The organism is Kaistella polysaccharea (assembly GCF_020410745.1).
GTDB classification, from domain to species: domain Bacteria; phylum Bacteroidota; class Bacteroidia; order Flavobacteriales; family Weeksellaceae; genus Kaistella; species Kaistella polysaccharea.
On sequence record NZ_CP084528.1, the window covers coordinates 607,378 to 627,494 of the forward strand.

A 20,117-nucleotide genomic window follows, 5' to 3' on the forward strand; every position below is an offset into this window, starting at 1 on the left:
TTATAAATTGGGGTGCAACTTGTGAGTGATATCGCTGCTAATGCGATTAATAAATTTTTTTTTATCATATTTTACAATACTTTAAGTTTAATAATAAGCGGCATATCAGTAGAAATTCGATCACCATCACCAACCGCGCCGTAACCCAGTGCAGATGGAATCAGAAGTATTACTTCTTCGCCTTTATTTATATAGCGAAGTGCATCTTCTATTGGTTTTAATTCTTCGAAACGCCCAAATGTCACATTTATATTTTTTATTGGATCATCATAAAGTTTGACCCAATCAAAATCGTAAATTTCATATTGATATGAAATTATTTCACCATTTGTCTTTCTGGACCGATCGTGTAAATTTCCTACGTTTATCCAGTAATTTGAACTGGTCGCTTCATAATTTTCTGCCTGAGATTTTATCCAATCTTCAATCTGACTTTTTTCTAAAAGATTCAGCATTTTAGTCCGCTCTCGGGAAGTTTGTAAATCTTCCTGACTTAGGGATTTCCCCGCAGGCGAATAGGAAGGTGTATGTTTAATACATCCTACCAAAGCAAATAAACAAAGTAAAATAACAGGCTTCATAAAACTTCTGCGAAAATAAGCATTTCGATTTAGATGCTAAAACAAAAAACTGGGAACCTCGATTCCCAGTTTCTAAATATCTAAAAAATATAGCCTAAATATTAAAGTTTCGGCTCAACTTTATATCTCCAACCAAATGGATCTTCAGCATTATTTGTCTGTATATCAACCAAATCTTTTTGTAGAGTCAATGCGAAACTTTCCTCCATCGTTAATTTTGGAAGTTCAAGTTTATTACCTTTATAACCAATTGCTTTAAAAACACTTGTTACTACAGCAGTTCCAACGCCCCAAATCTCTTTTAAAGTTCCATTTTCATGAGCTTCGACTACTGTTTTCACTGATATCGGTTCTACTTTTAATTCGATTCCTCTTTTTTCAGCAAGTTTAATAAAACTGTCGCGCGTAATTCCATCTAATATTTTTTCAGAAGTTGGCGGCGTATAAATCGTATCATTAATTCTCACAAAAACATTCATCGTTCCACTTTCCTCAAAATACTCGTGGGTAGAATCATCAGTCCAGATAATTTGCTCGTAACCTTCATCATTTGCCAATTTGGTCGGATAAAAAGCGGCAGCATAATTACCCGCAGCTTTTGCAAAACCTACTCCACCGTTCGCGGCTCTGGAATAATAATCAGATATTTTCACAGATACAGGCTCAGAATAATAACTTTTCGCTGGTGTTGCTACAATTGCAAACATATATTTATTGGCAATTCTTGCTTTCAATGCTTCTTCTGTAGCGAAAATCAAGGGGCGAATATAAAGAGAGTTTCCTTCACCATAAGGAATCCAGTCTCTGTCTAAATCTACCAAAGCTTTCAAACCTTCTAAAAACATTTCTTCCGTAACTGCTGGCATTGCCAAACGGCTTGCAGATTTATTTATACGTGCAAAATTCTTTTCTGGTCTGAAAAGAAAGATATCACCATCTTTATCTTTGTAAGCCTTCATACCTTCAAAACAAGCCTGACCATAATTTACTCCCATCATCGCTGGAGAAAAAGGAAGTGGTCCATAAGGAACAAGCTTCACATCACCCCATTTCCCGTCTTCATATTCACAGATAATCATGTGATCTATAAATGTATTTCCAAACGCAAAATTGTTAGGATCAAAAGTAGAAATTCTAGGATTAGTAGATTTTTGAATTATCATTTTTAAAATTTTTGTTGATGTTCTACAAATTTAATATAATTTTTTAAATTTCAAAATTTTAAATTAATTTTGGAAAAAATTAGCATGAAACGGGAAATAAAAACAACCTCTGATGGTAGTAAAACATTATATATCAATGATTTAAATGAAAGCTATCATTCACAGCATGGCGCCCTTCAAGAAGCTCAACATGTCTTTATTGATAATGGATTAATATTATTAGATAATTATGATATTCATATTTTAGAACTGGGTTTAGGAACAGGTCTTAATGTTTTGGTCACAATTAATGAATTTATGAAAACTGATAAAAATCATACGATTCACTATTACGCGATAGAAAAATATCCCGTAAACAAAGATGAACTTGAAATTTTAGATTACGGTTCATTTTTCGAACTTGATCTCGTAAAAGATTCCTATTACAAAATCCATGATGCAGAATGGAATTTACCTCTAGAAATTATTCCCAATTTTATCTTAACCAAATATAAAAACGATTTTTTCGATCTACCCAAACTTAATATGAAGTTGATCGATCTGGTATATTTTGATTGCTTTGGTGCGCGCGTACAACCTGATTTATGGGAAAAACCTCTTTTTGAAATGGTCGCAAATAAAATGGCTGATGGTGCATTATTAACGACTTACTCTTCGAAAGGAAGCGTTCGTAGAATTCTACAAGATTTAAATTTTAAAGTGGAAAAAAAAGCTGGCCCACCTGGAAAACGGGAAATGATTAATGCTTATAAAATGCCTCAAAAAGTGTAAGTCATAAATTACTAACTTTGTTTTTATAGAAAAAATACCAATGATTGATAAAATTAACGTTCGCGTTTATGTAGCCATTCTAAAAGACAATAAAATTCTTGCTTTGCACGAAGAATACGTGGGCCAACAACTGTTAAAATTTCCTGGTGGAGGGTTGGAATTCGGTGAGAGTGTTATCGAATGTCTTCAACGCGAATTAGATGAAGAGCTCAACATTAAAGTAAAAAATATCACTCATCTTTACACGCAAGAAGATTTTATTGTGTCCAAGTTTCGCGATAATGAACAACTTTTAAGTATCTATTATGAAGCAGAAATGATTGATGAAAAAGAGCTCCTCATTATGGATCCTTGTATTGAAAAAATAGAATGGATTTCCCTCAGCGAAGAAGAAAATCCATTTTTATTACCTGTTGATAAGGTTGTGTTTGAAGTGCTTAAAAAGAAATATTTATAGAATTTCGTTCAGCATCTTAGCCAATCGCAGTCCGCCGTAAAGTAGCTGTCTTTCTAACAAAGGTTCAAATTTATAATTGTAATCATAAGAGTAAGAACCTTCTGCTTTGGTATTTGCATAGATGTTATTCGCTGCTTTATGACTGTCATATAGCCAATCTTCTAAAGTTCCCATCTGAATTAATTTCACTTCATCTTTTGATTTCACATCTAAAACTCTTGAGAATTCGGTGTAGCTATATTTTTGAAAATCTACCAGCTTGGTATCCCATAACGAATGTAAGTTCGTATTTTCTCCAAAAAATTTGAGTTTAATTCTGTTACCTCCTAAATCTTCCAAACGTCCCACATGCATTGGCTGAGCAGCGTCTCCCATGAGGTGAATAAGAAAACGCAAGGAAATCTCGCGATCTTGCGGTGATGTTTTTTTATCTTTTATTTGATTAGAAAGCGTTTGTATTTGGGTGTAAATATTTGGGCCATCCTGAACTTTTAAAGTATCGGAAAACTGCTTTAAATTAGATTGTGAGCTTACATTTACGTAATGCCACTGCTCTGTTGGTTTCCAAACTCCCGTGGTATCAGATTTTATATAATCTGGCCAGTTTGCCCAATATGCCAATTTCTGATCACCGATCATTTTTTTTAATTGCCTTTTCGCTTTCGTTGAAAGATGATTTTCTGCAATGTCAGCAATTACACGGTGTCCCGTAGTTCCCCAGCAGTATGCCAGATTAAAACTCAACAATGCCAAAAGCACCAATGAATTTTTCAAAGATTTATTCATATTATTTCTTTACTTTAAAACTTAAATATCCTGGATAAGGCTGCAAGTAACCACTATTCCAGTTATGTTGCAATAAAGATTCTATAAATTCGTCGCTGCGGTCTTTATGAGGATCGTAGGGTTGTTTGATGCTGACATCAGCAATATTCCCTTTCACATTCCACCAGAAAGCACTCCAGCCACCACGAAGTTCTCTAATAATATCATACACGGTTTTACCAGTTGCGCGGTTCATTAATTTTGCAAAAACCCTCCCTTCAGTTGTAGTAAGATCGCGCAACTGAAGTTCATATTCATCAGCTAACTTTTGCTGGCGCTCATTTAAATATTTTTTCTGTGATTTTTCATCCATCTGGATCATTTCATCCTGAATATCTTCGTATTGCTCTAAAGCAGTCAAAAAAAGTGGGTAGACCCGATTGAGTTTTTTGTTGAGAAAATAATAATAGTTCTGATCTAACTGATTGTTAAACTTCGGCTTATTTAGTAAAATAAGTTCGTCCATTACGACAACATTTTCACCATCAATTTCGTAGATTCTGGCCTTTTGGCTTTGATCGTAGTAATATTTGTTGCCAAGTTGATCGGTTTTCAGCAGTTCTGGCGGATACTCACTGATGGGTTTTGTTTTAACTATTTCCTGCTGAGCATTTAAACAAAGTCCGAAAAACAGGAGAAATAGTAAGACTGGTTTATTAAAAATCATTATTTTTACCTTCTATAAAATCAAAATTTAGTCTAACAAAAGTCATTCCTTTTATATGAAATTTGAAAATAAATCTCTAAAGTTTTTAGAAGAATATTTAAACACCGCATCGCCAACTGGTTACGAACATAACGGCCAAAAAATATGGATGAATTACCTGAAGCCGTATGTTGACAAAATTGAAATTGACCACTACGGAACCTGCTACGGCATTATAAATCCTGACGCCGAATTCCGGGTCGTAATTGAAGCTCATGCCGACGAAATTTCGTGGTACGTGAATTATATCACAGATGAAGGTTTAATCTATGTCATCAGAAATGGTGGATCTGATCAGATGATTGCGCCGTCAAAAGTAGTTCATTTGCATGGGGAAAAAGGTATTGTGAAAGGCGTTTTCGGCTGGCCTGCAATTCACACTCGTGGTGTAAATTCAGACGAACCGGTGCCGAAACTTGAAAATATATTCATTGATCTTGGAGCATCTAGTAAGAAAGAAGTTGAGGAATTAGGAGTTTTCATTGGAACAATGATTACCTATCCGGATGAATTTTTTCAGCTCAACGAGAAGTATTTTGTTTCGCGCGCACTTGACAACAGAATTGGTGGTTTTATGATTGCCGAAGTCGCCCGACTTTTAAAACAAAATAAAAGCAAATTGCCGTTCGGACTTTACATTACTAATTCAGTTCAGGAAGAAGTAGGTTTATACGGTGCAGATATGATTGCAGATACTATTAAACCCCATATTGCGATTATTACTGATGTTACTCATGACACCTCTACCCCAATGATTGAGAAAAAGAAAGAAGGCGATCAAAAATGTGGAGAAGGACCAGTGATTTATTTCGCACCAAGCGTACATCACAATATTCGGGAACTCATTGTGCAGACTGCAAAAGAAAAAGACATTCCTTTTCAAAGAGCCGCTTCCAGCCGCGCAACAGGAACCGATACGGATGCTTTCGCCCATTCTAATGGCGGAGTGCCCTCGGCGCTGATTTCGCTGCCTTTACGATACATGCACACTACCGTAGAGATGGTTTCTCAGGACGATGTCGCTCACGTCATCGATCTAATCTACGAATCTTTACTGAAAATTGACCCAAAGATGAATTTAAAATATCATTAGAAAATTAGAGACCAAATACAACATTGAAAAAGCTAAAATAATATCATGAAAACACGATTAATTGCTCCTTCCCTACTTTCTGCAGATTTTGGAAATCTAAAAAGAGATATCGAAATGCTCAACCGTTCGCAGGCCGACTGGATGCATGTTGATGTAATGGATGGTCGCTTTGTTCCTAATATTTCATTTGGTTTTCCGATCATGAAAACTGTGAAAGAGTACGCCGAAAAATTCATCGATGTGCATTTGATGATTGTGGAGCCAGAAAAATATGTGGAGGAGTTTATTGCGCTGGGAGCAGATCTTGTTTCTGTACATTATGAAGCGTGCGTTCACCTGCACCGAACCATTAATTTAATTCAAGATAAAGGTGCAAAAGCAGGTGTAGTTTTAAATCCTTCAACTCCTGTTTTGCTTTTAGAAGATATTATTGCTGATGTCGATTTGGTTTTATTAATGAGTGTAAATCCTGGATTTGGCGGACAGAAATTTATTGAAAATACATACAAGAAAATCGCCGAAACAAAAGATTTAATACTATCAAACAATTCCACCGCTTTAATTGAAGTTGACGGCGGCGTAAATCTAGACAATGCAGCGAAACTTTTTGAGGCAGGTGCTGATGTTTTAGTCGCTGGAAATGCAGTCTTTTCCTCGGAAAATCCAGAAAGAACAATAGAACTGTTGAAAATATAAGATGTACGTAATTTTATAAATAAATAATCTCTAAAACAAAGAAAGTCCCACATCGGGACTTTCTTTGTTACTGTTGAATTTAATACTAAAAACTAATATTCACAAAAGGTACAAATGGGCTGCTGTACACACTTTTATCTTTATCGTACAAGAGGTTATATTTTCCTCCTACTGAAATCTTTGGCGTAATCTGATAACCAGCGCCCAAAAATAAGGCAGAATCCCAGAAATTATCGTTCGTGTTCGTATAGATTATTTCTCGGTCAACATACATTTCTGCAAACTCTATTGTGGTTAATAATTTTTGTACAGGGTAATAATTGCCCAAAACATTGGCACCGATCGTTGTCGTTTTCTGTAAATCTTTAATTGCTGAATAATTAAATAGTAACCCAGATCCTAGAGAAAACCTCTCATTAACTCTATACACTAAGTTCGGGGAAAGGCTGATGCTCGTACCATCCACAAAATTAAGCCCAAAACCTAAACCAAAATTTAATCTTTTAGCTGGTTCGATGGGATTTTCCACAGTTTTTATACTGTCTATTTGTACTTGCGCGAATGTGATTTGTGTCACAAACATAGTCGCTATCAAACTAAAAAAAATATATTTTTTCATTATTTTAAACTTAAAAAAAATGTTCAGCAAAAACTGAACATTGAAGGGTGATTTTATATCTATTTCTTAAAAAAGTTCTCTTCCAGCAAAATGGAAACGAGCTTCTAATAAAGCATTTTCGTCAGAATCTGAACCATGTACTGCATTTTCACCTAAGCTTCTAGCAAACATTTTTCTTATGGTACCTTCCGCAGCTTCAGCTGGATTGGTAGCTCCGATTAAAGTTCTGAAATCCGCAACAGCGTTATCTTTTTCCAAAATTGCTGCAACGATTGGTCCTGAACTCATAAAGTCCACCAATTCCCCATAAAAAGGTCTCTCCGCGTGAACATCGTAGAATTTCTTCGCATCTGCATTCGTAAGTTGTGTTAATTTTAAAGCTTTGATTTTAAATCCTGCTTCAGCAATTTTCCCTAAAATAGCACCAATATGACCGTCTGCAACTGCATCAGGTTTGATCATGGTGAATGTAATTCTATCTGACATATCTCTTGTTTTATTGTGGCGCAAAAGTACAAAAACTTTTATATATTTGTATGGAAATTCTCATTGAGAACAGCTAAATTCATTTGGCACGAAAGTTGTAAAATTTGTTACGATTCTCATGTTTAATTTGAGTTTTCATGGTTATTAGTTTTTACCCAGCCTCGGCTGGGTTTTTTATTGTGCGTTGTTTTCCTCCGCCTCTTCCATGATTTTCACATAAGTCAAATATCGGCTTTCCTGAATCTTTCCTTCTTCCACTTCGGCTAAAACTGCGCATTTAGGTTCGTTAAGATGCATACAGTTGTGGAATTTACATTTTCTTCCGGTTTTAAAAATTTCCGGAAAATAATGCTGAATTTCTTCTTTTTGAACATCGATCATGGCGAACTCCCGAACTCCAGGAGTATCAATAACACTCCCGCCAAAATGCCAGAAATGCATCTGTGCAAAAGTTGTTGTGTGTTTTCCTTTTAAATGTGTTCCCGAAATTTCAGATGTTTTTAAGTTAAGTTCTGGCTGTAACGCATTTACCAAAGTAGATTTCCCACTTCCCGAATGCCCAAAAAATACCGAAACTTTATCTTTTATCGTATTTTGAAGCGTCTCCAAATTTAACTGAGAATATGATGATATTTCCAAAGAATTATATCCAATTTCCTCGTAAATTTCTTCAATAAAACGGGTCAAATCTATTTCTTCCTCCGAAAGAACATCCATTTTATTAAATAAAATCAAAGGTTTAATGTTATACGCTTCACAACACACCAAAAATCGGTCGAGAAACCCTAATGATGTTTCGGGATGTTTTAAGGTGAAAATAAAACAAGCAAGATCAATATTTGAGGCAATAATATGCGCTTCTTTCGAGAGATTTACCGATTTACGAATAAGGTAATTTTTACGCGGTTCAATTTTCGTAATCCACGCCACGTCATCTTGTTCCAGGGAAAATTCCACCATATCACCAACGGCCAAAGGATTGGTCAATCTCGTTTTAATAAGCTTAAATTTTCCGCGGATTCGGGCTTCAAAAAATCTGCCCGTTTCTGCTCCTAAAACCTGGTACCAGCTGCCGGTAGATTTTGTTATGAGTCCTTTCAATGCGAATTGATAATCTTTAAATTAAAAAAATAAAATTAAATACTGTTTTGAACTTCGATGGATTCCTCGTGAATCGCTTTAAACACTTTCTCAATAAATTCAGCAGACATACCAGATTCATCAGCTTTTTGATTGGCATATTCGGTAATAACTTTCCATCTTTCTGGCTGAAAAATTGCGATATTATTGTCTTTCTTCAAACTTCCAATTTTTTCAGAAATTTTCATTCGCTGTCCTAAAAGTTCAATCAGTTGAAAATCTAAATCAGAAATTAATGTTCGGTGACGGCCCATTTCTCCTTCAAAAGCAGAGATATCTGAAGTTCTAACCTGTAAATTCTCAATAAGATTCCCTAAAATTTCAGGTGTAATTTGCTGGGAAGCATCACTCCATGCCTCATCAGGATTGCAATGCGTTTCAATCATCATTCCTTCATAACCAACATTCAGAGCTTCTTGCGCAATACCTGCCAAACCTGTGCGATTCCCACAAATATGCGAAGGATCTACTAAGAGCGGAATATTAGGAAATTGATTTTTAAAATCAAGGGCGATTTGCCAGTTTGGAATATTACGATATTTGGTTTTTTGATAAGTAGAAAAACCGCGGTGAATAACGCCAAGATTAGTAATATTTTGTCCTAAAAGTCTTTCGAGCGCTCCTATCCATAGTGCTAAATCTGGATTCACAGGATTTTTTACAAGTACAGGTTTATCAGTTCCTTTCAAGGCTTCCGCAATTTCCTGAACGGTGAAAGGATTTACTGTAGAACGCGCGCCGATCCAAAGAATATCAACATCAGCTTCTAAAGCTGCTGCGACGTGGTGCGCATTGGCAACTTCGGTCGCCGTTTTAAAACCATACTCCTGTTTTACCTTTTTCAACCAGTTTAGACCGATAACACCTACTCCTTCAAAACCGTTTGGTTTAGTTCTGGGTTTCCAGATTCCAGCTCTGAAAACAGGAACCGGCGCCCCAGATTCTTTAATTCGTTTTGCAGTTTCCAGCATTTGCGATTCACTCTCCGCACTACATGGACCAGCTACTATAAAGGGTTTTGGAAACTCATCTACCCAAGTGTTTTGTAAATCTTGTAAATTCATTATGGAAAAAAAGGAAATTTATATTTTAATTAAAGTCAAGTTTAAACAGATCATCTAAATCTTTTAAAACCGGATTTATTTCGGCAAATTTATTGAAAATCTTTCGTTTGGTGATGATTTCTTTTTTCATAGATCCATCCAGTTTAAATTCCAACGAAATATTAAAATGATTCACCTTGTGCATGAAATGATTGAAAAACTCTGGACGTATTTTTTCAAACTCGCTTTTTGCAGATTCAGATGGATATGTTATCTGGATAATATTCTCGTCTTTCTTCTGAAAAGCAAACGAATTGATCGCATTGTAAATAATAATATCGCGCTGCTGAAGCTCTTCTAAAAACTTTTGCCATTCACTTTGTAAATCGGTTTCACTAAAATGCTGGCTGGGCAAAGCTTTTTTGACTTCGGCATTTAGAACCTCTGGAATATCTTCTGATTTTTCCAGCGCTGCACTGATGCTGAATTTAGAGGGCTTTTTTAATGTGCCAGTGGGTGCTGAACTTTTTTCAACAATTCGTTGAATCCTTTCTATATTTTCTGGGGGTGAATTTTTTGGTGCTTCTTTTACCTCTGCTTCAACTACTTTTTGAGTATAACTGAGAAGCGGTGCTAAAATCAGGAATTTTTTTTTTTGGAATCTTGACCATTTGTAGTCAAAGAACACAATTGCATCAAAGCAATTTCAACTGTAAGTCGTGGATTTTTTGAATTTTTATAATTGATGTCTGCATGATTACAAATCTCAACAGCATCCACCAATTGTTGTGCAGACCATTTCTTACTCTGATCAGCAAATCTTAATTTGGTTTTCTCCCCAACTTCAATTAAATCAACAGTCTGCGGATGTTGAGACATCATTAAATCTCGAAAATGACTGCCTAATCCCGCAATAAAAATATGAGGATTAAATCCTTTCTTAATAATCTCATTCAAAGACAATAAAGATTCCGCGATTTTATTTTCGTGGGCTAAATCTACAATACCTAAATATTGTTCATAATCCAAGACGTTTAAAACTTCGGCAGCTTTAGCCAACGTAATATTTTTCTGAGAAAATGTAGAGAGCCGATCGAAGATTGAAAGTGCATCTCGCAAGGCACCATCAGCTTTTTGAGCAATAAGGTAAAGGGCATCATCTTCGTAAAGAATTTCTTCTTCAACAGCGATTTTTTTCAAGTGAAGGTGAATATCTTCAATGGTTATCCGCTTAAAATCAAAAATTTGACACCTTGACAAAATTGTCGGTATGATTTTGTGTTTCTCTGTTGTCGCTAAAATGAAAATTGCATGTGCAGGAGGTTCTTCCAGGGTTTTCAGAAAAGCATTAAACGCTGCCTGAGAAAGCATGTGAACTTCATCAATAATGTAAATTTTATATTTACCAACCTGTGGCCCGAAACGAACCTGATCTGTAAGTTCCCTAATATTATCTACAGAGTTATTGGATGCCGCATCCAATTCAAAAATATTATAGGCAAAACCGTCTTCAGAAGTTGAACCGTCGCGCTCATTAATCTTTCTCGCTAAAATCCGCGCACAAGTTGTTTTACCAACGCCACGAGGACCGCAAAATAGCAACGCCTGCGCCAAATGATTAGATTCGATGGCATGTTCTAAAGTTTCTGTAATATGCGACTGCCCAACAACAGTATCAAACTCTTGCGGACGGTATTTACGTGCAGAAACTACGAAGTTTTCCATGGGGTCAAAAATAGACAAATAAATGAGAAATAAAAAATAGAGCGCACTTTATTAAGATTGAATTACATTAAAAATGACCACAAAATATTAAAAATATAATATAGAAAACTCCCGAATAAATATTGGGGAGTTTCTACAATTTAGTGGATAGGTAATTTTCCTTCTTCAAGTATTTCCCTATTTTGATATTCCTGAACGAGATCAATTGCGTTCGTCACGACATCACTTAGCGCAGTAATAAAAGTTCCTTCTTCCGCCATACTCATCGCGTGTTTAAGAGCTTCGATCTCTTTTGGGATACTTTCATAGCTTACACTTCGTCCTGCCTGCTGAATTCCCGTAATAATCAAGTCATTAATTTCTTCTTCGGTTCGGCCACGAAGATGTTTCTCATTGCGAATGATGATATAATCGAACATTCGTCCGGCAATTTTTCCACATTCTCGAATATCTTCATCACGACGATCACCTACACCGGAAATAATACCGATTTTCTTGGTCGCTTCTACATTCTTTAAATAATCTTCAATGGCCTCATAGCCCGCCGGATTATGTGCAAAGTCAATAAGAACCTGGAATTTTTTAAATTTAAAAATATTTAATCGTCCAGGAGTAAGCGCAGGACTTGGAATTAAGGTGCGCAGAGAATTCGCAATATCATCAATTTCAAAACCGTAGAGATAGGTTGATAAGCTGGCAGCAAGCACATTTGAAATCATAAATTTAGCCTTACCTTCCATTGTAATAGGAACATTATTGGCTTTGATGATACGGATTTTCCAGTCGCCTTTTTTAATGGTTACAAAACCTTCTTCGTAAACGCAAGTGATCTTACCTTCTTTTGCAAATTTCTTCATATGAGGGTTATCCTCGTGCAAACTGAAAAGCGCAATTTTTGATTCCAGTTCAGGCATCAACCTCATTGAATATTCATCGTCTGCATTGAGAACGCTCCAGCCATCTTTGCGGACCGAATCCATTACAACCTGCTTAACCTTTGTTAAATCACGCAAGTTATGAATGTCGTTCATTCCCAAATGATCTTCTTTAATATTAGTCAAAACGCCAATGTCGCAGGAATTAAATCCTAAACCTGAGCGTAAAATTCCTCCACGAGCGGTTTCTAAAACTGCAAATTCAACAGTAGGATCTTTAAGCACAAATTCCGCCGAAATGGGACCCGTAGTGTCGCCTTTGGTAAGCATTACATTTTGAATATAGATACCATCGGAAGTTGTAAATCCGACGCGATAGCCGTTATTTTTTACAATATGTGCGATCAATCTTGTTGTAGTCGTTTTACCATTAGTTCCGGTTACTGCAATAATAGGAATTTTTGCAGGTTTTCCCGGCGGATAAAGCATATCAACAACTGGTGCGGCAACATTTCGGGGCAAACCTTCACTTGGTGCCAAATGCATTCTAAATCCGGGTGCGGCGTTGACTTCTAAAATAGCTCCTCCACTTTCCTTTAAGGGTTGTGTCAGGTTTTCTGCCATAATATCAATTCCGCAAACATCTAACCCAATAATTCGGGAAACACGTTCGGCCATTGTTATATTTTCGGGGTGAACCATGTCGGTTACATCGATAGATGTTCCACCCGTTGAAAGATTAGCGGTCGATTTTAAGTAGACGATTTCTCCGTTTTTAGGTACGCTTTCTAAAGTATAATGAAGTTTTTCTAAAAGCTCATTGGTATCTTTATCAACGGAAATTTCGGTGAGAACTTTCTCATGACCATAACCTCTTCGCGGATCAAGGTTTTCCTTTTCTATAAGCTGTTGAATGTTCAGCTCTCCATCCCCGATTACGTGGGCGGGAACTCTTCTGGCAGCCGCAACCATTTTATGATTAATGACCAAAATTCTAAAGTCATAGCCGGTGATATACCTTTCTACAATTACATTTGGCCCGTAATTTTGCGCATGTTCCAAACCAACCATTGCAGTTTCAAAATCCATCACATTAATAGAGGATCCTTTCCCGTGATTTCCGTCTAAAGGTTTCAACACAATCGGATAACCAATTTTTGCGATAACATCTCTTAAACCTTCTTCATCAGAAACAAGATCTCCGGAAGGAACGGGAATTGCTGCTTCGTCGAGCATTCGTTTTGTCAATTCTTTATTACAGGCGATATCGACAGCAATAGAGCTTGTTTTTCCTGTAATTGTAGCCTGGAAACGCTGTTGATTAACGCCGTAACCTAACTGAACCAAAGAGTTTCGACCTAATCTGATCCACGGTATTTTTCGTGCAGCAGCTTCTTCCACAATACTTCCTGTAGAAGGCCCTAAACGGTGAAGCTCTCTAATTTCCCTTAAATTCTGAATACATTCAACAATATTATACTCCTGATCTTCTATAAGACACCTTGCAATTTCTACAGATTGTTCTGCAGCATAAACACCTGAATTTTCTTCGAGATAACTGAATACTACATTATAAATGCCTGGTGATTTGGTTTCACGAGTTCTTCCAAAACCCGTATCCATCCCTGCGATAGTCTGAATTTCCAATGCGACATGTTCAATAACGTGACCCATCCATGTTCCCATTTCAACCCTTTGAAAAAATCCGCCTTCTACACCTTCCGAACACCGATGGGTAATTAAGGAAGGAATTAGTCGCTCCAAGCGCTCTCCGAATCCATCAATCTTATTGGTAGGCAAATGCTCTACTTCTTCTAAATCCAAACGCATCTGAATTAGATTTGGGCGTCTTATACTCCAGATGTTGGGACCACGTAAAACTTGTATTTTTTCAATTTTCATAAGGAATGACTGTCTTTTTTTAGTGCTTTTCTAATTTTCCTAATATCAAAGATAATAGAAAAGCTTAATAAATGGAGAAAAAATAATTCAATTAGAAATTTAGTGAGCAAATTATTCTTTCTAAATTCAGGGATTAATGATAAACCATTAGTCAAAATTAAGGAGCTGAACGGTATTTTTTTTCTAAATTTGCAAATATGGAAGCAGTTGGAAAATTGATGATTATCGGTGGCGCAGTAAATAAAGGAAGTTTTTCTGAAACCGATTACGACCAAAACATTGAAAAGAATCTTAATTTTTTTGAACGCGGAATTCTCCGAAAAATAATCAACGAATCTAGATTACAAGAAGATTCCGTAATTGAAATTATTACCACCGCTTCACAAATTCCACAAATTGTAGGACCAGAATACAAAAAAGCATTTGAATTTCTGGGTGCGAAGAATGTTAATATTTTAGATATCCAAAATCGCGAGCAGGCAAACAGTGATGTGATTACAGAACGTGCTACAGCAGCAGATATTGTAATGTTTACGGGCGGCGATCAACTTCGTTTGACTTCCATTTTAGGCGGCAGCAGATTTCACGATATTATTTTAATGAAATATTTGAAAGAAGATTTTATTTATGCGGGCACTTCTGCAGGTGCAGCGGCTTCCTCTGAAAATATGATTTATCAGGGCTCCAGCGGAGAAGCATTGCTAAAAGGTGAAATTAAAACGACGCAAGGTTTAGGCTTTATTGAAAATGTAATTGTAGATACCCATTTTGTACAGCGTGGCAGAATAGGAAGATTGTTTCAAGCGGTGGTAAATAATCCGCGAACCTTAGGAATTGGTCTTGGTGAAGATACCGGTTTATTTATTTACAAAGATATTATGACCGCTATTGGCTCCGGACTTGTTATTCTGGTTGATGGTCGTTTTATAAAAGACACGAACCTGACGAATATAGAACTGGGTAAACCGATTTCTATTGATAATTTAATCGTTCATGTTTTATCTCAAAATGATTATTACGATCTTAAAACTAAAGATCTTACTATCGTTAATTCACAATATAATCCAATTCCACAAGTACATTAGTACGTTTTCTATTTCTCTTAATTTAATTAGATTTTAACAATGAAAATAATTATCCACGGCGGATTTTTTTCCGAGAGTGAGCAAAGTCACAAAGTAAAAGTCGCAAAACAAAATTCTCTAAAAGCTATTGCTAAAAGATCTTTTGAATATTTAGAAAAACACAGCGCTGCCGAAACCGTAGTTTTTGCAGTGAAACTTTTAGAAGATAATGAATTGTATAACGCTGGAACCGGCTCCCAAATTCAAAGTGACGGAAAAATTAGAATGAGCGCTTCTCTTATGAATGGAGAAACGCAAAAGTTTTCTGGCGTAATTAACATTCAAAATGTTAAAAATCCTATCGAAGTTGCAGAGGTTTTGATGAAGGAAGATGATCGCGTTTTGGGCGACAACGGGGCAAAAATTTATGCAAAAAAGAACGGGTTTTCTGATTATTCTACCGAAACAGTTCAAAGACGAAAAGAATTTGAAGAAAAAGCAAAATCTGGTGGAAAAGGCACAGTAGGCTGCGTGGCGCTGGATCAAAATGGTCATCTTGCCGCCGCAACATCAACAGGTGGGAAAGGTTTTGAACTGGAAGGGCGGATTTCTGACTCTGCGACGGTAGCAGGTAATTTTGCCAATCAATTCTGTGGAGTAAGTTGCACAGGCGTTGGCGAAGATATTGTAAGCAATGCAACTGCAGCTAAAATTGTAATTCGTGTCACTGATGGAATGAAGATCGAGGAAGCTTTTCGTAAAACCTTCTCAGAATTAAAAGAAATCGATGGTTTTGCAGGTGCAATTTCAATCGATCACCAAGGAAATATATTTCATCAGAATTCCCATCCGACAATGGTTTTTGCTAGTTTTGACGGAAAGAACTTCGGAGTATTTGAATAAGATGAAGATTCATAAATTATTCTCTTTTTAAAAAATAAAAAAATGCGTCGGTTGACGCATTTTTCAATTATTTAATAGTTATTTACTCGGTTAAACTTTATCTTCTATCGCTGCTTGCGCCGCTGCCAATCTTGCGATCGGAACGCGATAAGGAGAACAGCTTACGTAATTCATTCCTAATCGGTGGCAATATTTCACTGATTCTGCATCTCCACCGTGTTCACCGCAAATACCTACTTTTAAATTTGGTTTTGTTTTACGGCCTCTTTCCACACCAATTTTGATTAACTCCCCAACTCCACTCTGGTCAATGGTTACAAATGGATCATCTGGTAATAATTTCAGGTCAAGATATTGTGGCAAGAAACCTCCGATATCGTCTCGAGAAAAACCGAAAGACATTTGGGTCAGGTCATTCGTACCAAAACTAAAGAAATCTGCTTCTTCTGCCATAGAATCTGCTTTTAGCGCAGCTCTTGGAATTTCAATCATCGTTCCGTAGAGATAATCGATTTTTTTAAGTTTCAATTTTTTCAAAGTTTCCTCATACACGCGATCAACTATCGCTTTTTGATGACGTAATTCGTGTTTACCCATGGTTACAGGGACCATTATTTCCGGCATGGCATGTTTACCATCTTTAATCAGTTCGCCGGCAGCTTCTAAAATAGCTCTCACCTGCATTTCTGTAATTTCTGGATAAGTTACTCCTAAGCGAACACCACGGTGACCCAACATTGGATTGTTTTCATGAAGTGCAAGAATACGTCTGTTGAGGATGCTCATGCTTACTCCAAGCTCTTTTCCTAAAGCCGTTAATTTTTCTTTGTCATGTGGCACAAATTCATGTAAAGGTGGATCTAACAATCTCACCGTTACAGGATTGCCATCCATCACCTCTAAAGTTGCTTTAATATCTTTTTTAACATATTTAAACAATTCATCAAGAGCAGATTTTCTTTCTTTCAAAGAATCGCTCATGATCATTTTTCTCAACAGGAAAAGTGGTTTTTCGCTTCCCTCGCCGTAGAACATATGTTCTGTTCTAAATAAACCAATTCCTTCTGCACCAAAATAGGCAGCCTGCATGGCATCTTTCGGATTATCTGCATTTGTTCTCACTCCTAATACTTTGGCTTTACTCACCAATTTCATCAGGGTTTGATAAGATTTATTTTCATTAAGGTCGGTGGCTATTAACTCCAGAACACCTTCATACATTACGCCTTTTGTTCCGTTTAAACTTACCCAATCACCTTCGTAGAATTTTTTACCCTCTTTTGTAATGAGCATTTTTTCATGCTCCCGAATGTCGAGTTCACTACAACCAACGATACAGCATTTTCCCCAACCTCTTGCGACCAAAGCCGCATGAGAAGTCATTCCACCTTTCGATGTGATAATTGCCTGCGATTTGTGCATACCATCAACATCTTCAGGAGAAGTTTCTTCGCGGACAAGAATTACTTTTTCACCTCTAGAAGCCCACTCTACAGCATCTGATGACTCGAATACCAATCTACCGACTGCTGCACCAGGTCCTGCCGGAAGTCCTTTTGCAATAGGTTTGTGTTTTAGTTCTTCCATTGGGTCGAACATGGGTAATAATAATTCAACCAACTGATTTGGAGCAACTCTCATGACGGCAGTATCGGCATCAATTAGTTTTTCTTTAAACATATCCGTTGCCATTTTCACTGCGGCAACTCCATTTCTTTTTCCGCCTCGGCACTGTAACATGTACAATTTACCTTTCTCAATGGTAAATTCTATATCCTGCATGTCTTTATAATGACCTTCTAATCGTTTTTGAATTTCATCAAGCTCTTTAAACTGAGATGGCATTAATTTCTCTAATGTGATTAATTTTTTACTGTGGTCATTTTTTGAAGAATTGTTAATCGGTGCTGGAGTTCTAATTCCTGCAACCACATCTTCACCCTGTGCATTTACTAAATATTCACCATAAAAGTGATTATCTCCGTTTCCAGGATTTCTGGTAAACGCAACGCCTGTACAAGAACCTTCGCCCATATTACCGAAAACCATTGCCTGAACGTTTACGGCAGTTCCCCACTCATCAGGAATTCTTTCGATTTTTCTATATTCAATAGCCCGTTTACCGTTCCAAGAGGCGAATACCGCTCCAATACCACCCATCAACTGATCCCAAGGATCTTCTGGAAAATCTTGTTTTAGATGTTTTTTGGTAAGATCTTTAAACTCTTTTACCAACTTTTTTAAATCTTTGGCTTCAATTTCTGTATCGAGTTCTACACCTTTTTCTTTTTTCAGCTGTGAAAGTTTTTCATCCATAATACGGCGAATACCAACTCCTTTTGCCGGTTCCATTCCTCCAGCTTTTTCAATCACAACATCTGCATACATCATCACCAATCGGCGATACGCATCATAAGCGAAACGCTCGTCACCTGTGACTTTAATTAAACCCTTTACCGTTTCGTCATTTAAACCAATATTTAAAACAGTATCCATCATACCTGGCATTGATTTTCTGGCTCCGGAACGTACAGAGAGCAAAAGTGGATCTTTAACATCTCCAAATTTTTTGCCCATCAATTTCTCAACTTTAGATACCGCGTCATGAATCTGCTTATCTAATTTTTTAGGATATGTTCTGTCATGCTGATAATAATAGGTACAAACTTCGGTAGTTATTGTAAAGCCTGGTGGTACCGGAAGTTTTAGTTTAGGATGGCCGGCCATTTCTGCCAAGTTAGCTCCTTTACCGCCTAGTAAATTTTTCATGGATTCATTTCCATCTGCTTCTCTGCCACCAAAGAAATAAACATGTTTTTGGTCTTTTTTTGCTTGAGTTACCATAGTATAATTTTAAGAATGAAAAGTGTTTCACTCGATTTCTATGTAAAGTTACAAAGGTAAAGTTGGCAGAACTGAATAAAAAAATGACAAAAATCAGAATTGATTAATGTCATTTTAGAGGTATGGTTCACATTTAAAACTATGCGATTATTTTTTAATACTCAAATAAGACAGATCCCCAGGTGAATCCACTACCGAAAGCTGAAAGTAAGACGAGATCTCCGCGGTTAATTTTTCCGTTTTGAATCGCTTCGCTCAACGCAATTGGGATAGAAGCCGCTGTGGTATTGCCAAAACGCTGAATATTATTATAAACTTTTTCATCGGGTAAACCGAATCGTTGCTGTACGAATTGTGCTATTCTTAAATTGGCTTGATGTGGAATAAACATGTCTAAGTCCTCTGGAGTTTTTCCTGCCTTTTCTAAGGCTTCATTCATGGTTTCAGGAAAACGCGTCACCGCATGTTTAAAAACAAAATTTCCGTTCATGATCGGGTATATTTCTTCATCTGTCACATTTTCAGGTTCTAAACGCATCCGATCGCTCCACCCAAATTTAGAGCCGGGAAATTTCGTACATAATTCTTCAGCATGTTTTCCTTCAGAATGCATATTTGTACTTAAAATATCACCGCTTTTCTCATCTTCTGAGGCAGATAAAATGATGGCACCTGCACCATCACCAAAGATTACGGAAACGCCACGTCCAGCATCAGAAAAATCGAGTCCAAAAGAATGAATTTCAGCGCCAACAACTAAAATATTTTTATACTGACCGGCTTTAATAAAGGCATTTGCAACACTCATAGCATATACAAAACCAGAACATTGATTTCTAACATCCAGCGCACCAATTGTATCGCACCCTAACATCTCCTGAAGAAGGACGCCACAGCCCGGAAAATAATAATCTGGTGACAACGTAGCGAAAACTATAAAATCGAGATCTTTTGCCTCTAAATTTGCCATTTTAAGAGCAGATTCTGCAGCTTTAAAACCAAGATAAGCAGTTGTTTCTTCTGAATCATTTCTGTTTTTACGGTGATGACGCTCTTTGATTCCGGTACGTTCGGTAATCCACTCATCATTTGTCGTCATTAATTTAGACAGATCATCATTCGTAACTATATTTTCGGGAACGTAATGACCGATCCCTTTTATGGAACTTTTAATCATAAATTTAAGATTTAAACAAAGATAAATTAATTTGATTGATTCATATG

General features: G+C 36.7%; 19 protein-coding genes. 6 read left to right on the forward strand and 13 right to left on the reverse strand.

What is annotated here, in order from left to right; genetic code table 11:
* Nucleotides 1-71: 71 nt before the first annotated feature.
* Nucleotides 72-581, reverse strand: a complete 510-nt coding sequence (locus tag LC814_RS02645; RefSeq protein WP_226064807.1) for an FKBP-type peptidyl-prolyl cis-trans isomerase — start codon at nt 579-581, stop codon at nt 72-74.
* Nucleotides 582-682: 101 nt separating this feature from the next.
* Entirely contained in the window at nt 683-1,744 is a 1,062-nt protein-coding gene (locus tag LC814_RS02650; RefSeq protein WP_226064808.1) for a branched-chain amino acid aminotransferase, read from the reverse strand.
* Nucleotides 1,745-1,828: 84 nt separating this feature from the next.
* Here LC814_RS02650 and mnmC2 point away from each other — a divergent pair, with 84 nt between their 5' ends.
* Together mnmC2 and LC814_RS02660 are read left to right on the forward strand one after the other, a co-directional pair.
* Entirely contained in the window at nt 1,829-2,515 is a 687-nt protein-coding gene (mnmC2, locus tag LC814_RS02655; protein ID WP_226064809.1) for a tRNA (5-methylaminomethyl-2-thiouridine)(34)-methyltransferase MnmC2, read from the forward strand.
* Nucleotides 2,516-2,555: 40 nt separating this feature from the next.
* On the forward strand, nt 2,556-2,972 hold the full coding sequence (locus tag LC814_RS02660; RefSeq protein ID WP_226064810.1) for an NUDIX hydrolase: 417 nt from the start codon (nt 2,556-2,558) through the stop codon (nt 2,970-2,972).
* On the opposite strand, the gene LC814_RS02665 is transcribed toward LC814_RS02660, so the two are convergent.
* Nucleotides 2,967-3,758 carry a S1/P1 nuclease gene (locus tag LC814_RS02665; RefSeq protein ID WP_226064811.1) on the reverse strand — a complete coding sequence of 264 codons (792 nt, stop codon included), beginning with the start codon at nt 3,756-3,758 and terminating at the stop codon, nt 2,967-2,969. The two genes, LC814_RS02660 and LC814_RS02665, sit on opposite strands and share 6 nt — an antisense overlap.
* A 1-nt stretch (nt 3,759) precedes the next feature.
* The gene (locus LC814_RS02670) at nt 3,760-4,464 is read right to left on the reverse strand and encodes a DUF4294 domain-containing protein (protein WP_226064812.1); all 705 of its coding nucleotides are present in this window, start codon (nt 4,462-4,464) and stop codon (nt 3,760-3,762) included.
* A gap of 55 nt (nt 4,465-4,519) precedes the next feature.
* On the opposite strand from LC814_RS02670, the gene LC814_RS02675 reads away from it, so the two are divergent.
* Both LC814_RS02675 and rpe read left to right on the forward strand, forming a co-directional pair.
* A complete protein-coding gene (locus tag LC814_RS02675; protein ID WP_226064813.1) occupies nt 4,520-5,596 on the forward strand; it encodes a M42 family metallopeptidase in 1,077 nt (358 codons plus the stop codon).
* Nucleotides 5,597-5,641: 45 nt separating this feature from the next.
* A complete protein-coding gene (gene rpe / locus LC814_RS02680; RefSeq protein ID WP_226064814.1) occupies nt 5,642-6,292 on the forward strand; it encodes a ribulose-phosphate 3-epimerase in 651 nt (216 codons plus the stop codon).
* 85 nt (nt 6,293-6,377) lie between these two features.
* Here rpe and LC814_RS02685 read toward each other — a convergent pair whose 3' ends face one another.
* From LC814_RS02685 to cphA, 7 genes are all read right to left on the reverse strand, one after another.
* The gene (locus LC814_RS02685; RefSeq protein ID WP_226064815.1) at nt 6,378-6,911 is read right to left on the reverse strand and encodes a porin family protein; all 534 of its coding nucleotides are present in this window, start codon (nt 6,909-6,911) and stop codon (nt 6,378-6,380) included.
* A 66-nt stretch (nt 6,912-6,977) separates the two neighbouring features.
* Nucleotides 6,978-7,397: a nucleoside-diphosphate kinase gene (locus LC814_RS02690; RefSeq protein WP_226064816.1), complete on the reverse strand. Its 420-nt coding sequence runs from the start codon at nt 7,395-7,397 to the stop codon at nt 6,978-6,980.
* A gap of 174 nt (nt 7,398-7,571) precedes the next feature.
* Nucleotides 7,572-8,498: a ribosome small subunit-dependent GTPase A gene (gene rsgA / locus LC814_RS02695; protein ID WP_226064817.1), complete on the reverse strand. Its 927-nt coding sequence runs from the start codon at nt 8,496-8,498 to the stop codon at nt 7,572-7,574.
* Between the two features lie 35 nt (nt 8,499-8,533).
* Nucleotides 8,534-9,601, reverse strand: coding sequence for a chorismate mutase (locus tag LC814_RS02700; protein WP_226064818.1), 1,068 nt, complete (start codon nt 9,599-9,601; stop codon nt 8,534-8,536).
* 25 nt (nt 9,602-9,626) lie between these two features.
* Nucleotides 9,627-10,268, reverse strand: coding sequence for a DUF8439 domain-containing protein (locus LC814_RS02705; RefSeq protein WP_226064819.1), 642 nt, complete (start codon nt 10,266-10,268; stop codon nt 9,627-9,629).
* Nucleotides 10,220-11,305, reverse strand: a complete 1,086-nt coding sequence (gene dnaX / locus LC814_RS02710) for a DNA polymerase III subunit gamma/tau (RefSeq protein ID WP_226064820.1) — start codon at nt 11,303-11,305, stop codon at nt 10,220-10,222. Before dnaX ends, LC814_RS02705 begins: the two co-directional genes overlap by 49 nt.
* Nucleotides 11,306-11,445: 140 nt before the next feature.
* Nucleotides 11,446-14,082, reverse strand: coding sequence for a cyanophycin synthetase (gene cphA / locus LC814_RS02715; RefSeq protein ID WP_226064821.1), 2,637 nt, complete (start codon nt 14,080-14,082; stop codon nt 11,446-11,448).
* A gap of 197 nt (nt 14,083-14,279) precedes the next feature.
* Here cphA and LC814_RS02720 point away from each other — a divergent pair, with 197 nt between their 5' ends.
* Together LC814_RS02720 and LC814_RS02725 are read left to right on the forward strand one after the other, a co-directional pair.
* Nucleotides 14,280-15,167 carry a cyanophycinase gene (locus LC814_RS02720; protein WP_226064822.1) on the forward strand — a complete coding sequence of 296 codons (888 nt, stop codon included), beginning with the start codon at nt 14,280-14,282 and terminating at the stop codon, nt 15,165-15,167.
* Between the two features lie 39 nt (nt 15,168-15,206).
* Nucleotides 15,207-16,049, forward strand: a complete 843-nt coding sequence (locus LC814_RS02725) for an isoaspartyl peptidase/L-asparaginase (RefSeq protein WP_226064823.1) — start codon at nt 15,207-15,209, stop codon at nt 16,047-16,049.
* Nucleotides 16,050-16,139: 90 nt separating this feature from the next.
* Here the strand turns inward: LC814_RS02725 and ppdK are convergent, their stop codons facing one another.
* Both ppdK and LC814_RS02735 read right to left on the reverse strand, forming a co-directional pair.
* Nucleotides 16,140-18,893 (reverse strand): pyruvate, phosphate dikinase, encoded by a 2,754-nt coding sequence (ppdK, locus tag LC814_RS02730; RefSeq protein WP_226064824.1) that lies wholly within the window; start codon nt 18,891-18,893, stop codon nt 16,140-16,142.
* A 154-nt stretch (nt 18,894-19,047) separates the two neighbouring features.
* Nucleotides 19,048-20,070: a 3-oxoacyl-ACP synthase III family protein gene (locus tag LC814_RS02735; RefSeq protein WP_226064825.1), complete on the reverse strand. Its 1,023-nt coding sequence runs from the start codon at nt 20,068-20,070 to the stop codon at nt 19,048-19,050.
* Between the last annotated feature and the right edge of the window lie 47 nt (nt 20,071-20,117).